Origin of the sequence: Streptomyces sp. BV286 (genome assembly GCF_019090165.1) — a bacterium.
GTDB lineage: Bacteria > Actinomycetota > Actinomycetes > Streptomycetales > Streptomycetaceae > Streptomyces.
On sequence record NZ_JAHRIB010000039.1, the window covers coordinates 1 to 14,002 of the forward strand.

At 70.9% G+C, this 14,002-nt stretch carries 12 protein-coding genes and 1 pseudogene; 2 read left to right on the forward strand and 11 right to left on the reverse strand.

Features of this window, described 5'->3' with window-relative positions:
- From KUF83_RS05575 to KUF83_RS05590, 4 genes and pseudogenes are all read right to left on the reverse strand, one after another.
- Window positions 1–212 (reverse strand): annotated as a pseudogene (locus KUF83_RS05575) (hypothetical protein); the annotation flags it as partial.
- A gap of 5 nt (window positions 213–217) precedes the next feature.
- Entirely contained in the window at window positions 218–1,531 is a 1,314-nt protein-coding gene (locus tag KUF83_RS05580; RefSeq protein WP_217453422.1) for an extracellular solute-binding protein, read from the reverse strand.
- A gap of 381 nt (window positions 1,532–1,912) precedes the next feature.
- Complete coding sequence (locus KUF83_RS05585; protein ID WP_149514137.1) at window positions 1,913–2,212, reverse strand: DUF3039 domain-containing protein; 300 nt, start codon at window positions 2,210–2,212, stop codon at window positions 1,913–1,915.
- Window positions 2,213–2,241: 29 nt separating this feature from the next.
- On the reverse strand, window positions 2,242–2,814 hold the full coding sequence (locus KUF83_RS05590; RefSeq protein WP_217453423.1) for a YqgE/AlgH family protein: 573 nt from the start codon (window positions 2,812–2,814) through the stop codon (window positions 2,242–2,244).
- 241 nt (window positions 2,815–3,055) lie between these two features.
- On the opposite strand from KUF83_RS05590, the gene murA reads away from it, so the two are divergent.
- The gene (gene murA / locus KUF83_RS05595) at window positions 3,056–4,402 is read left to right on the forward strand and encodes a UDP-N-acetylglucosamine 1-carboxyvinyltransferase (RefSeq protein WP_217453424.1); all 1,347 of its coding nucleotides are present in this window, start codon (window positions 3,056–3,058) and stop codon (window positions 4,400–4,402) included.
- 135 nt (window positions 4,403–4,537) lie between these two features.
- Here the strand turns inward: murA and KUF83_RS05600 are convergent, their stop codons facing one another.
- The 6 genes from KUF83_RS05600 to KUF83_RS05625 all read right to left on the reverse strand — a co-directional run bounded on the left by KUF83_RS05600 (window position 4,538) and on the right by KUF83_RS05625 (window position 11,826).
- Entirely contained in the window at window positions 4,538–4,819 is a 282-nt protein-coding gene (locus KUF83_RS05600; RefSeq protein ID WP_007382399.1) for an HU family DNA-binding protein, read from the reverse strand.
- Between the two features lie 532 nt (window positions 4,820–5,351).
- Window positions 5,352–6,767 (reverse strand): NAD-dependent malic enzyme, encoded by a 1,416-nt coding sequence (locus KUF83_RS05605; RefSeq protein ID WP_217453425.1) that lies wholly within the window; start codon window positions 6,765–6,767, stop codon window positions 5,352–5,354.
- A gap of 434 nt (window positions 6,768–7,201) precedes the next feature.
- A complete protein-coding gene (locus KUF83_RS05610) occupies window positions 7,202–9,622 on the reverse strand; it encodes a UvrD-helicase domain-containing protein (RefSeq protein WP_217453426.1) in 2,421 nt (806 codons plus the stop codon).
- Between the two features lie 83 nt (window positions 9,623–9,705).
- The gene (locus tag KUF83_RS05615; RefSeq protein WP_217453427.1) at window positions 9,706–10,476 is read right to left on the reverse strand and encodes an anti-sigma factor; all 771 of its coding nucleotides are present in this window, start codon (window positions 10,474–10,476) and stop codon (window positions 9,706–9,708) included.
- Between the two features lie 38 nt (window positions 10,477–10,514).
- Window positions 10,515–11,036 carry a sigma-70 family RNA polymerase sigma factor gene (locus KUF83_RS05620; RefSeq protein ID WP_010039908.1) on the reverse strand — a complete coding sequence of 174 codons (522 nt, stop codon included), beginning with the start codon at window positions 11,034–11,036 and terminating at the stop codon, window positions 10,515–10,517.
- A gap of 196 nt (window positions 11,037–11,232) precedes the next feature.
- Complete coding sequence (locus tag KUF83_RS05625) at window positions 11,233–11,826, reverse strand: ABATE domain-containing protein (RefSeq protein WP_217453428.1); 594 nt, start codon at window positions 11,824–11,826, stop codon at window positions 11,233–11,235.
- Window positions 11,827–12,168: 342 nt separating this feature from the next.
- Here KUF83_RS05625 and KUF83_RS05630 point away from each other — a divergent pair, with 342 nt between their 5' ends.
- Entirely contained in the window at window positions 12,169–12,750 is a 582-nt protein-coding gene (locus KUF83_RS05630) for a DUF1772 domain-containing protein (RefSeq protein ID WP_217453429.1), read from the forward strand.
- On the opposite strand, the gene KUF83_RS05635 is transcribed toward KUF83_RS05630, so the two are convergent.
- Complete coding sequence (locus KUF83_RS05635) at window positions 12,699–13,880, reverse strand: uroporphyrinogen-III synthase (RefSeq protein WP_217453430.1); 1,182 nt, start codon at window positions 13,878–13,880, stop codon at window positions 12,699–12,701. The genes KUF83_RS05630 and KUF83_RS05635 overlap by 52 nt on opposite strands.
- Window positions 13,881–14,002: the final 122 nt, after the last annotated feature.

A 14,002-nucleotide genomic window follows, 5' to 3' on the forward strand; every position in this document is an offset into this window, starting at 1 on the left:
CCCTTCGCCGGGGTGCGCCGGCCGGCCCGGCGGACCGCGACCGCAGTCGCGGTCGCGGTCGCGGTCGCGGTCGCGGCCTCGGAGGAGCCCTGCGCCGAGGCGGGCGCCGGTCCTGCTTCCCGGAGCCCGCCCGGTGTGGTCGGTCCGGGCTCCCCGGGGGCCTGCTCGCCGTCGTGCGGCGGTACGGGCCCCGGCAGCGGACGGTTCGTCATCCGGCTCATCCCGCGGAGCTGAACGCGGCGTTCATCTTCTTGGCCGCGTCCTTCGAGGCGGCCGCCACGTCCTTGCGGCCGCTGACGACCTCCTGGAACATCGTCGGCAGGACCAGGGACGCGTCGATCTGGGACCAGGCGGGCGAGGCCGGGACGAACTTGGCGCCCGCGCCGAGGGTCTTCACGAAGGGCCCGACGAACGGCTCGCGCTTCGCGACGTCCTGGCGCACGTCCGTGAACGTCGGCAGGAAGCCCATCGCGTCGAAGAGCGCGCCCTGCGTCTTCTTGGACGCGAGCTGCTCCATCAGGTCGACGGCGAGTGTGCGGTGCGAGGTGCTGTCGAGCACGCCGAGGTTGTTGCCGCCCGCGAAGGCGGGTGCGATCTCACCCGACTTGACGCCCGGCAGCGGTACGACGGCGTACTTGCCCTTGACCTTCCCCGCCTCGATCGCGGCGTGGCTGAAGTCGCCGCCGATGGCCATGCCGGCCTTTCCGGAGGCGAACGCCGTGACGGTGTCGTTGCCGCCCATGCCCGCGCACTTGGCCGCCGGACAGTTGTCGTCGCCGAAGAGCGAGGTGTACGCCTTGATGCCCTTCTGGGCCGCCGCGGTGTCGATCGTCGAGGCGTACGATCCGCCCCTGCCCTGGGCGATCTCGCCGCCGTTGGCCCAGATGAACGGCATCGCGCCGTACGTGTAGGCACCGCCGACCGCGAGACCGTACAGCTCCGGCTTCGCCTGCCGGATCGCCTTGGCCGTGGTGATCAACTCGCTCTGGGTCTTCGGTACTTCGAGATCCAGTTCCTTGAAGACGTCGGTGCGGTAGTAGAGAGCGCGGACGCCGACGAAGTACGGGGCCCCGTAGATCTTGCCGTCGACCGTGACGGACTGCCGGGCCGTCGGGTCGGTGTCCTTCGACTCGTTCCAGTCCGCGAACTCCTTGGTGACGTCCGCGAGTCCGCCGTCCTTGACGTAGCCGGCGGTGTCCGTGTTCCCGTACTCGATGAGGTCGGGGGCGCTCTTGGGGTCGTTGAAGGCGGCTTTTATCTTCTCGGCGCGGGTCTCGACGGGGATGTACTGGACGTCGACCTTCGTGCCCTTGTGGGCCTTCTCGAAGGCGGTGACGACCCCGTCGACCACCTTCTCCTTGGGCGCGTTGGTGACCTCCTGGAAGAGCCACACACGCAGGGTGCCGCTCTTCTCGTCCTTGCCACCGGAGTTGTCGGAGGACTCCGGGGCGCAGGCGGTCGCCGTGAGCCCGGCGACGACGAGCGCGGCGATCGGTGCGGCCATGCGGGCAGAGAGATGAGAGAGCTTCATGGGGCGTCCTCCGGGGGAGCGCGTTGCAGCCTGTGCAATGGGGGTTTTGCGCTGCACAACACGTCGGAGGCTATGGAGTACAGGAACGTGCCCACAAGAGGTCTCAACCACTCTGTGACCGGCGGAAGCACTCCGTGCAACGGACGGGCAGGACAAAGGCCCCGGATGCGCCGAGAGCGCGCCCCGGCGCGCCGGGTTCACCCGCCGGGGAGGGACACCCGCACGAACCGGCCGGCCGGCGGAGGCGGGAGGTTCCGGGCACGACTCGGCCGCGGCACCCCGCACCGGGGCGCCGCGGCCGTACTCCGTCCTCGCGGCGCACCGCGCCGCACAGCGACACGGGGCGCCGGACGCCCGGCGCGCGTAAGGCCACCGGAGGCGCTACTTGTCGCCGCCCTTGCCCTTGCCGTCGTCGCCGCCCGCGCCCATGGACTCGTAGATCTCCTTGCACATGGGACACACGGGGTACTTCTTCGGGTCCCGGCCCGGGACCCACACCTTGCCGCAGAGCGCGACGACGGGTGTGCCGTCGAGCGCGCTCGCCATGATCTTGTCCTTCTGGACGTAGTGGGCGAAGCGCTCGTGGTCCCCGTCGCCGTGCGACGTCTGCGGCGTCGGCTCTACGAGGGTCCCCGTCCCAGTGCCTCGCTGGGGCTGGGTCTCAGGCTCAAGAGTGCTCATGAACGCAAGAGTACTGAAGGCCGACGGCATCAGTTCAGCGAAGGGTCGTCCGGATAGGTGGCCACCATCGCCAGCTCGCTGCGCTGCCGGCGCAGCACCTCGCGCCACAGCCGCTCCGGAGCGGGCGAGGAGACGTCCCCGGGCTCGGACTCGACCACGTACCAGGCGCCCTCGACCAGTTCGTCCTCCAGCTGTCCGGGCCCCCAGCCCGCGTACCCCGCGAAGATCCTGAGCGAGCCGAGCGCCGAGGCGAGCAGCTCCGGCGGGGCCTCCAGATCGACGAGCCCTATCGCGCCGTGCACGCGGCGCCAGCCGAGCGGCGTGCGCTCCCCGGATGCGCCCCCCGGGATGACCGCCACGCCGAGCGCCGAGTCCAGCGAGACGGGACCGCCCTGGAAGACGACCCCGGGCTCCCCCGCCAGTTCCGCCCAGCCCGCGAGGATGTCGCCGACGTCCACCGGGGTGGGTCGGTTGAGGACGACGCCGAGGGAGCCCTTCTCGTCGTGGTCGAGGAGCAGCACCACAGCGCGGTCGAAGTTGGGGTCCGACAGGGCGGGTGTGGCCACGAGCAGCCGCCCTGTGAGCGAGGACACCTCGGTCATGCGAGACATGATCTCGCATCTTCCCTGCGTGAGGGGAGGCAATGGCCGTATGCAGCTCAGGGCGTACAGATGCAGGCAGAGCGCACGGACCGGCCGGTGACCCCGTGTGTCCGATTCGCAGCGGTTCGTGTTGTGGCAAAGCTATGACGACATCGGAGCACCCTTGGGCTTACTGAAGGGGGGTAGGCGGCCATTACGCTTGCTTCTTCGGCCCTGCCCCACCAACCGGAACGCGAGATACATGACCGTCAACGGCTCAGACGACGTACTCCTTGTCCACGGCGGAACCCCGCTCGAGGGTGAGATCCGTGTCCGCGGTGCGAAGAACCTCGTACCGAAGGCCATGGTCGCCGCGCTGCTCGGCAGTGCTCCGAGCCGGCTGCGCAACGTCCCGGACATCCGTGACGTGCGGGTCGTACGCGGCCTGCTGCAGCTGCACGGTGTGACGGTCCGTCCGGGTGAGGAGCCGGGCGAGCTCATCATGGACCCGTCGCACGTGGAGAGCGCCAACGTCGCGGACATCGACGCGCACGCGGGTTCGTCGCGCATCCCGATCCTGTTCTGCGGCCCCCTGCTGCACCGCCTCGGTCACGCGTTCATCCCGGGCCTCGGCGGCTGCGACATCGGCGGCCGGCCCATCGACTTCCACTTCGAGGTGCTGCGGCAGTTCGGCGCGAAGATCGAGAAGCGCGCGGACGGGCAGTACCTGGAGGCTCCGCAGCGGCTGCGCGGCACCAAGATCGAGCTGCCGTACCCGTCCGTCGGCGCGACCGAGCAGGTACTCCTGACGGCCGTCCTCGCGGAGGGCGTCACGGAGCTCTCGAACGCCGCGGTGGAGCCGGAGATCGAGGACCTGATCTGCGTCCTGCAGAAAATGGGCGCGATCATCGCGATGGACACGGACCGCACCATCCGCGTCACGGGCGTCGACAAGCTCGGCGGCTACACCCATGCGGCCCTGCCGGACCGCCTGGAGGCCGCCTCGTGGGCTTCCGCGGCACTGGCGACCGAAGGCAACATCTACGTGCGCGGCGCCCAGCAGCGCTCGATGATGACGTTCCTGAACACCTACCGGAAGGTGGGCGGCGCCTTCGAGATCGACGACGAGGGCATCCGCTTCTGGCACCCCGGCGGCCAGCTCAAGTCGATCGCGCTGGAGACGGACGTGCACCCCGGCTTCCAGACCGACTGGCAGCAGCCCCTGGTGGTCGCCCTGACGCAGGCCACGGGCCTGTCCATCGTCCACGAGACGGTGTACGAGTCCCGCCTCGGCTTCACCTCCGCGCTCAACCAGATGGGCGCACACATCCAGCTCTACCGTGAGTGCCTCGGCGGCTCCCACTGCCGTTTCGGGCAGCGCAACTTCCTCCACTCGGCGGTCGTGTCGGGCCCCACGAAGCTCCAGGGCGCCGACCTGGTCATCCCCGACCTGCGCGGCGGTTTCTCGTACCTCATCGCGGCGCTGGCGGCCCAGGGCACCTCCCGGGTCCACGGCATCGACCTGATCAACCGCGGCTACGAGAACTTCATGGAGAAGCTCGTCGAGCTGGGCGCGAAGGTGGAACTGCCGGGCAAGGCCCTCGGCTAGCGGCATCACGTGAGGGGGCTCCGGAGGACCGGAGCCCCCTCACGCACGCGATGGGGCGGTCACCCGGAACCGGGTGACCGCCCCATCGGCGTCATGTGACCTCGTACGTCGTCCCGGGACGTACAGGAGGCCTGACTACTTGCCCTTGGCGGCTTCCTTGAGCTTGCTGCCCGCGGAGACCTTGACGCTGTAGCCGGCCGGGATCTGGATCGGGTCACCGGTCTGCGGGTTGCGGGCGGTGCGAGCGGCACGGTGGGTGCGCTCGAAGGTCAGGAAGCCGGGGATGGTGACCTTCTCGTCGCCCTTGGCGACGATCTCACCGACGGTCTCGGCGAAGGCGGCCAGAACGGCGTCGGCGTCCTTGCGGGTCACCTCGGCACGGTCGGCCAGCGCGGCCACCAGCTCACTGCGGTTCATGTTGTTACTCCCGTGTTCTTCTTGCCGTTGAGGCGTGCCACGCGGCGGAGCCGCATATCGGGCACGTCGAAGCCGATGCTGCCAGGGTCCTCGGCGGTCCCCGGACCCGGGTCCGTGACCGGACCCTCGCGCCCGAAGACGCATCCTGCCCCCACCTGCGGCGGGAAAGCCAATCCGGTACCCCTGGGAGTCACACGAAAAGCGCCACGGCCTCGAATTGGTGACGCTCCGTCCGCTCCCGGCGGCGGACCGCAGGGCCTGGAGGCCTGGAGGGCCCGCAGGGACTGAGCCATGGCCGCCACCCTAGAGGCGGCGCGAGGCCCGGTGTCCGGCGACGCGCCGGTACGAGGGCCGGGTGGCAACCGTCACAGCCGCCGCCGGCCGGGCGTTTTCTCCGCCCACACCGCCTCTACCCGCTCCCGCCCCTTTCAGGCACGGGCCGCCGCTTCCGCCTCCGCGGCGGCCCGGACGGGGGCGTTCGGGCCGGGAGCGAGAGCCGACGCGACGCCCGCGGAGGGGGCCGGACGGGGGTTCAGACCGTGACGCCCGCGGCCTTCGCCGCGTTGCGGACCGCTCCGGCGACCGCGCCCGCGACCTTGTCGTTGAAGACGCTGGGGATGATGTAGTTCGGGTTGAGCTCGTCCTCCGTCACCACGTCCGCCAGCGCCGTTGCGGCCGCAAGCATCATCTCGGTGTTGACCGTGCGGGACTGGGCGTCCAGCAGGCCACGGAAGACACCGGGGAAGACCAGCACGTTGTTGATCTGGTTCGGGAAGTCCGAGCGGCCGGTGGCCACGACCGCCGCCGTCAGTCGGGCGATGGCCGGGTCGACCTCGGGGTCGGGGTTCGCGAGTGCGAACACGATCGCGCCGTCGGCCATGGTGGCCAGGTCGTCGCCGTCCAGCACGTTCGGGGCCGAGACGCCGATGAAGACGTCCGAGCCGGCCACGGCCTGCTTCAGCGTCCCCGTGACGCCCTCGGGGTTGGTGTTGTCGGCGATCCACCGCAGCGGCGAGTCCGCGGCGGCCTTCACCAGGTCCTCGCGGCCCGCGTGCACGACACCGTGGATGTCGGCCACGACGGCGTGCTTGACGCCCGCGGCGAGCAGCAGCTTCAGGATGGCCGTGCCGGCCGCGCCCGCGCCGGACATGACGACGCGGATGTCGCCGATGGCCTTGCCGGTCACGCGCAGGGCGTTCGTGAGCGCCGCGAGCACGACGATCGCGGTGCCGTGCTGGTCGTCGTGGAAGACCGGGATGTCGAGGGCCTCACGGAGGCGGGCCTCGATCTCGAAGCAGCGCGGGGCGGAGATGTCCTCGAGGTTGATGCCGGCGAAGCCCGGGGCGATCGCCTTGACGATGGCGACGATCTCGTCCGTGTCCTGGGTGTCCAGGCACAGCGGCCAGGCGTCGATGTCGGCGAAGCGCTTGAAGAGGGCCGCCTTGCCCTCCATGACCGGCATGGCGGCCATCGGGCCGATGTTGCCGAGGCCCAGCACGGCCGAGCCGTCCGTCACGACCGCGACGGTGTTGCGCTTGATGGTGAGGCGACGGGCGTCCTCGGGGTTCTCGGCGATCGCCATGCACACGCGGGCCACGCCCGGCGTGTAGATCATCGAGAGGTCGTCACGGTTGCGGATGGGGTGCTTGGACGCCATCTCGATCTTGCCGCCGAGGTGCATCAGGAACGTACGGTCGGAGACCTTGCCGAGCGTGACGTCCTCGATGCCGCGCAGCTGCTCGACGATCTCCTCGGCGTGCGCCGTGGACGACGCCGCGATGGTGACGTCGATCCGGAGCTTCTCGTGGCCGGAGGCCGTCACGTCGAGGCCGGTGACCGAGCCTCCGTGTGATTCCACGGCCGTGGTGATCTGGGAGACCGCGGTACCGCTCGCGGGCACCTCCAACCGGACCGTAATCGAGTAGGAGACGCTGGGCGCCGTTGCCATGGCCGACTTCCTCTGCTTTCACCGGGTACTGCGAGCGCTACTGGTTCGCGGGTTTGCCGTCCGATCGTCGCACCTACCGCGGAGTACGTGGTAGCCACCCCGGATTGCGAACCTTTTGTTCATGACGAAAGAGGTCCACGTCACCGGGTGACGTGGACCTCTCGCGTGCGACTTCACGTTCAGTGACACCGACCCGCCATGCTCGCCTCGCGGCAAGTGGTCGCTCGTAGCGACGAAGGTTGGGCCCGGGGGCTTGGATCGGGCCGGTGCCACATCAACGGTAACAAACGATCCCCGTAAGGCAATTCCCGCACCGTGGGTTCACAGAGAACCTTCACGAGGACGGGCCCGCCGGTTCACGCCGCCGGGCCCGCCGGTTCACGGGTCCAGGGCCGGGACGGGCCGCTCCGGCCCGTCCCGGCCCGTTCACCCGCTCAGTCCCGCAGAAGGTCCGGTACGCCGTTGGCGTCCGGCTCGTCGCGGTCCGCCGAGACGACGGTGAGCTGCTGGGTGGCCCGGGTCAGCGCCACGTACAGCACGCGCAGCCCGGCCGGCGACTCGTCGGCGATCTCCGCCGGGGAGACGACCACCGTGGCGTCGTACTCCAGGCCCTTCGCCTCCAGGCTGCCGAGCGCCACCACGCGGTCCCCGAGTCCGGCGAGCCACCGGGCGGCCTCGGCGCGGCGGTTCATCGCGACGACGACGCCGACCGTGCCGTCGACCTGGTCGAGCAGCCGGGCGGCCTCCTCCCGCACGGTCTTGGCCAGGGACTCCCGCCCCACGGTGCCCTGTCCGTTGTTCGTGGCCACGAAGCGCGGCCGTACGCCCGTGGAGCGGACCGCGGACGGGGACTCGGAGCCGGGCATGGCGAGGGCCAGGACCTTCGCGGCGAGTTCGGCGATCTCGGCGGGGTTGCGGTAGTTGACGGTGAGCGTGAAGCGGCGGCGCGGGCGGGAGCCGAGAGCCTCGTCACGGGCCTCGGCGGCCTCGTCCGGGTCCGACCACGACGACTGGGCGGGGTCGCCGACCACCGTCCAGGTCGCGTGCCGGCCCCGGCGGCCGATCATGCGCCACTGCATGGGGGTGAGGTCCTGCGCCTCGTCGACGATGACGTGCGCGTACTCCGTGCGCTCCTGGGCCAGCCGCTCGGCCCGCTCGCGCTGCGACTCCTCGCGTACGGGCATGAGTTCCTCCAGGCCCGTCAGCTGGTCGAGCGGGTCGAGGTCGCGCTTCCTGCGGGGGCGGGCCGGGGTGCCGACGATCGCCTCCAGTTCGTCGAGCATGGCCACGTCGTGCACGGAGAGTCCCTCCCGCTTGAGGGACCGTGCCACCCGCCGCACCTCGCCGGGGTTGAGGATCCGCCGCGCCCAGCGCCCGAGGCGTCTCTCGTCTGCCATGGCCGCCAGCACGGCGCGCGGCGTCAGCTCGGGCCACCAGGCGTCGAGGAACGCGATGAAGGCGTCCTCGGAGCTGACGTCCTCGTCGAACGACGAGCGCAGTTCGGCGGCCAGCTCGGGGTCGGTGTGCCGGGTGCCGGCGCCGGAGCGCGACCAGAGGGCGTCGAGGAGCAGCTTGCGGGCGCGCGGGCGCAGCAGGTTCACCGGCGCTGTTCCGGAGAGCGCGCTCTGCCGGATGCGGTCCAGCTCGGGCGTCTCCAGCTCCAGCCGACGCCCGAAGGCGACGACGCGCAGGCGGGTGGTCGTGACCGCGGGGGTCTGTGTGCCGGGCTCGTCGCCGTCCTCGTCCTCGTCTCCGAACGCGAGCTGCCCGGCCTGCGCGGGACCGGCGGACCGGCCGGGCGCGCCCGGCGTCTCCAGCGCCCCCCGTGCCGCCTTCCGCAGCACGCTCAGCATCCGGTGGGACCCCTTGGCGCGGGCCACCGCCGGTGCGTCGTACAGCGTGGCCTCGGCGCCGTCGACCAGGGAGCCGACCGCGCGGATGGCGACCTGACCCTCCTCGCCGAGGGACGGCAGGACGCCCTCGGTGTACGCGACCAGCAGCGGCGTGGGCGAGACGATCAGGATGCCGCCCGCGTACCGTCTGCGGTCCTGGTAGAGCAGATAGGCGGCCCGGTGCAGGGCGACCGCCGTCTTGCCCGTGCCGGGGCCGCCCTCCACGTACGTCACGGACGCGGCGGGCGCCCGGATGACCTGGTCCTGCTCGGCCTGGATGGAGGCGACGATGTCCCGCATGGTGTGGCTGCGGGCCTGGCCGAGCGCGGCCATCAGTGCGCCGTCCCCGATCACCGCGAGTTCGTTCCCGGCGAGCGTGGCCTTCAGCTCCGGGCGCATGAGGTCGTCCTCGACGCCGAGGACCTTGCGGCCCTTGGAGCGGATGACCCGTCGGCGTACGACCCGGCCGGGGTCGACCGGTGTGGAGCGGTAGAACGGCGCGGCCGCCGGCGCCCGCCAGTCGATGACCAGCGGAGCGTAGTCGGCGTCGAGGACGCCGATACGGCCGATGTGGAGCGTCTCGGCGATGTCGGCGGTGTTGTCGGCGCGTACGGCGCCTTCGGCGGGCTCGACCGCGGTGTACGCGCCGTCGGGGCCCTTCTTGCCGTCCTTGCCGAGGAGGAGGTCGATCCGTCCGAAGAGGAAGTCCTCGAACTCGTTGTTCAGGCGGTTGAGGTGGATCCCCGCCCGGAACACCTGCGCGTCACGCTCCGCGAGTGCTCCGGGTGTACCGACCTGGCCGCGCTGGGCGGCGTCGTTCATCAGGAACTCCGCCTCGTGGATCTTTTCCTCAAGGCGCTGGTACACCCGGTCCAGGTGTTCCTGTTCGACGCCGATCTCCCGGTCGCGCACGGAATCGCCTACCGGATCGAGCGCCATTTCCTGCTGAACCTGAGCGGCCACCGGGCCCCCTTCTGACGTGCATGGCAGCCGTCAACCGTACGCGAAGGGGAGCCCGTGAGGCTACGTTTCCGCTCTTGATCCGCTTACACGTCGACCTCGACCAGCTTCTTGCCGCCGAAGGTCGCGATCTCCCAGTGGTCGATGTCCGCCGGGTTCATCGCCACGCCACCGTGTACGTAGAGCGGGTTCTTGGCCTGCTCGGTGGTGGCGTTCTTGATGCCGTAGCCCCACTTCGGGACCGCCCAGGTGGTCGCCGTCTCCCGCTCGCCGTTCTTGCCGACGGCGATGAGGGAGCACTTCTCGGGACCCTTGACGTTCTTGAGCTCCAGGACCGCGTGGGTGCCCCAGGCCTTGCTCTCCACGCCGACCGTGGCGCTGACCTTGGTGCTCGGGTCCGTGGACTCGACCTTGTCGGTCATGTGCGTGAACGCGTCCTTGGCCGGGCTGGAGGAGAGCGTCTGCGGCTGCTTCGTGTCGGAGTCCCCGCCGGTGACCGCGATCGCGGCGATCGGAGCGCCGATGATCAGCGAGGCCGCGAGCCCGAAGAAGGCACGCCGGCTCCTCTTGGCGCGGACGCGGCGCTCGACGACTTCGCCGACCAGCCGGTCCGAGAGCCCGGTGCTCGGGCGGACGCCCAGTGACTCGCCGATGGCCGGTGTGCCCCGGGTGCCCGGCAGGTCCGCCAGGGCCGCGAGCATCGGCTCCATGCCCGCGAGCTCGTCGAGCTGCTGCGCGCACCAGTCGCAGGTCGCGAGGTGCGCCTCGAACTGGGTCGCTTCGGCGTCGTCGAGGATGCCCAGCGCGTAGGCACCCACTGTTTCGTGCAGATCGCCCTGCCCCTGCGAACTTTGCATGGATCCAGGACTACCCGTTCCGTATCCCCCGTATGTGCTCATGCCGTCACCCCCCGCTCCTCCAGTGCGAGCTTCATCGAACGCAGGGCATAGAACACCCGTGATCGCACCGTGCCGCTGGGTATCCCCAGGGTCTCGGCGGCCTCGTTCACGGTACGCCCCTTGAAGTACGTCTCGACCAGTACCTCCCGGTGGGCCGGGGTCAGGTCGTCGAGCGCGTCAGAGAGAGTCATCAGCCACAACGCCTTGTCGATCTCGTCCTCCGCGGGAATGACCTCCAGCGGCGACGGGTCCACCTCCTGCGGCCGGGCCTGCCGGCTGCGGTGCCCGTCGATGACGATGCGCCGAGCGACCGTCACAAGCCAGGGGCGCACCGAACCGGTAGCTCGGTTGAGCTGACCGGCGTTCTTCCAGGCACGGATGAGCGTCTCCTGTACGACGTCCTCCGCCCGCTGCCGGTCCCCGGCGACCAGCCGCAGCACATAGGCGAGCAAAGGGCCGGCGTGTTCCCGGTACAGGGCACGCATCAGCTCCTCGTCAGGTTCCGAGGGCTGGGACATGCGATGTCGGGCCCTCGGCGATCGTTCATCGGCCACGGCGGAATCCTTGCGCACGCCTACCTCCGGTGTCCGGGGGATCCCCCAGTCGGTCGCTCATCCCGGGATACGGGTGCAGGCGCGGCTGTGTTCAAAGTGACGGAATATCTTTGTGAGGAGAGTGTGGGGAACTTGGGGGCGTCTCCTTCACGAAGAGACTCTAAGCCCGCGCGAGGGCTGCTCTGCGCCGGTGTCTGGCCACCCGTTCGCGGTTTCCGCACACCTCACTGGAGCACCACCTGCGACGACGCCCTCTGGACGTATCCAGGTACACCAAGGGGCAGTTGTCTCCCTCACACTGCCGGATGCTCGCGCGAGCGACCGGGTCCGTGAGGAGCTCCACCGTGTCACGGGCGACCGCCGCGAGGAGTGCGTCGCAGGTGGGAGGCCCTGCCAGGGCGCGGACGAGCGAGCCGGCGGTACCCCACACCGCCAGCGGCACGGGCGGTGCGGCGAGGGAGAGTTCGTTGACACGGGTCAACGCTACCCCGAAGGACCGGGAGTCCGAAGAGGGCTCTTCGCGTACCAACTGTCCGATATGCCCCCGCAGTTCGCGGAAGGCCACGAGCCACGAGGAATCGGCCGACGCGAGGGGTGTGCCCGCCGGGACGAGTCCGGATCCGGCGATCCAGGCCCGCAGCGGCCCGGCCGAGTCGAGCCGTTCCTCGGGGTGTGTGGTCGCCAGGAGATCGAGACAGGTCCGCCCGGAGTCGAAGCGCAGCTCGTACGAGGCCGTGGCCGTGCCCAATGCCATGTGCCTGTCACCGCCTTGGGGTTGCCGCCCTGAGGGGCCGGTGAGGGGATCGTGAAGTGGGGGTCCGCGCGGGGGCCGTGCCGGGCCCGTACTCCCTACAGTGCCTTCCCCCGCGCGCGGCGGGAAGCCCCACGCCGTCCCCGCCCCCGCCCGCGCCGTTCGGCCTCCTGCCGCGCGCCGGAGGTCCCGCCGGCGCGGCGCATCGGACGCCTCATCCGGTGCGACCCGGACGCCCCACCGGGACGGTGGGTGGTTCGTCCCCGGAGCGGCCTGGACGTCCGCTTATGCCCGCGCGCGTCCCGGCCATGTCGTGCGGGCCGGCCCGGCGCTTGACTCGATGGCATGACAGCTATCGCACAGAGCGGCAAGGGGCGGCGTACGACCGCCGGGGGTGTGCTGGTCGCGGCCACGGTCGCCACGGGCCTGATGGCCGGGCTCTTCTTCGCGTACGCGTGCAGCGTGATGCCGGCGCTGGCCCGCAGCGACGACCGGGTCTACGTCGAGGTCATGCAGAACATCGACGACGTCATCCAGAACCCGCTGTTCCTGCTGACCTTCAGCGGCGCGCTGCTGCTGGCGGCCGTCTCCGCCTGGCAGTTGCGCGGCTCGCCGCGCGTGCGCGGGTGGGTGTTCGCGGCACTCGTCACCTATGTGCTCGCGTTCCTGGTGACCGTCGTCTTCAACATCCCACTGAACGAGGACATCGTGGGCGCCGGGAACCCGGCCACGATGACCGATCCGGCGGCCGTGCGTGAGCGGTTCGAGGACCCGTGGGTGGCCTGGAACGTCGTACGGACCGTGCTGCACACCCTCGCGTTCGCCCTGCTGGCGCCCGCCCTGGTGCTGTACGGGCGCCACGGCGGGAGCGGCGGTCAGACGTCGGCGTACTTGGAGTCGGCGGCCGGGTCGAGCGCCAGCCGGTAGCCGCGCTTGACGACGGTCTGGATGAGCTTGGGCGTCCCCAGTGCCGTACGCAGCCGGGCCATCGCGGTCTCCACGGCGTGCTCGTCCTTGCCTGCGCCGGGCAGGGCCCGCAGCAGCTCGGCCCGGGCCACCACCCAGCCGGGCCGCCGGGACAGCGCGCGCAGCAGCGACATTCCCGCGGGCGGTACGGGCCGCAGCGCGTCGTCCACCAGCACGGCGTGCCCGCGGATCTCCACCCGGTGGCCGGCGATCGGCAACGTCCGTGCCCTGGACGGCAGTTCCTTGCACAGCACCTGCACGAGCGGGCCGAGCCGGAAGCGCTCGGGCTGGACCGTGTCGATGCCCCGGGCCTGCAGAGGCAGCGCGGTGACCGGGCCGACGCAGGCGGGCAGCACGTCGTGGCTGAGGGCGGCGAGCAGTTCGGGCAGCAGTCCGCGGTCCTCGGCACGGCCCAGCAGTGAGGCCGCGGCCGGGGCGCTGGTGAAGGTCAGCGCGTCCAGGCCGCGGGCGACCGTGGCGTCGAGCAGCCGGTCCATGGGGCCGATGTCCTCCGGGGGCATCCACCGGTACACGGGGACACCGACGACCTCCGCGCCCGCGGCCCGCAGCGACTCCACGAAGCCGGGCAGCGGCTCGCCGTGCAGCTGGATCGCGATCCGGCGGCCCTCGACCCCCTCGTCCAGCAGCCGGTCGAGCACCTCGGCCATGGATTCGGAGGACGGAGACCATTCCTCGGTCAGCCCTTGGGCTCGTACCGCGCCTTTGACCTTGGGTCCTCGGGCAAGCAGTTCGACACCGCGCAGTACGGCGAGGAGTTCCTCGCCGAGGCCCCACCCGTCGGCGGCCTCGATCCAGCCACGGAACCCGATCGCGGTGGTCGCGACCACGATGTCCGGTGCCTCGTCGAGGAGCTGTTTGGTCGCCGCGAGGAGTTCGCTGTCGTCGGCGAGGGGGACGATGCGCAGGGCGGGAGCGTGCAGGACGGCCGCCCCGCGCCGCTGGAGCAGGACTCCGAGTTCGTCAGCGCGGCGGGCGGCGGTCACACCGACGGTGAACCCCGCGAGTGGGCCGTGATCTTGTTGGTCCGGTCGGTCCGGTCGCTGCTCTTGTCGCTGCGGTTCCTCGTACATGGCTCTCGTCCCGCTCGAGTGGTGTTCGTGCGTGTCACCCGCTGGGTTGGGGCGTTCCGCTGGAGTACCCGTGTCCGGGACTCCGGGGCGTCCTCTGCACGCCCCGCTTGCCCGCCTCATGG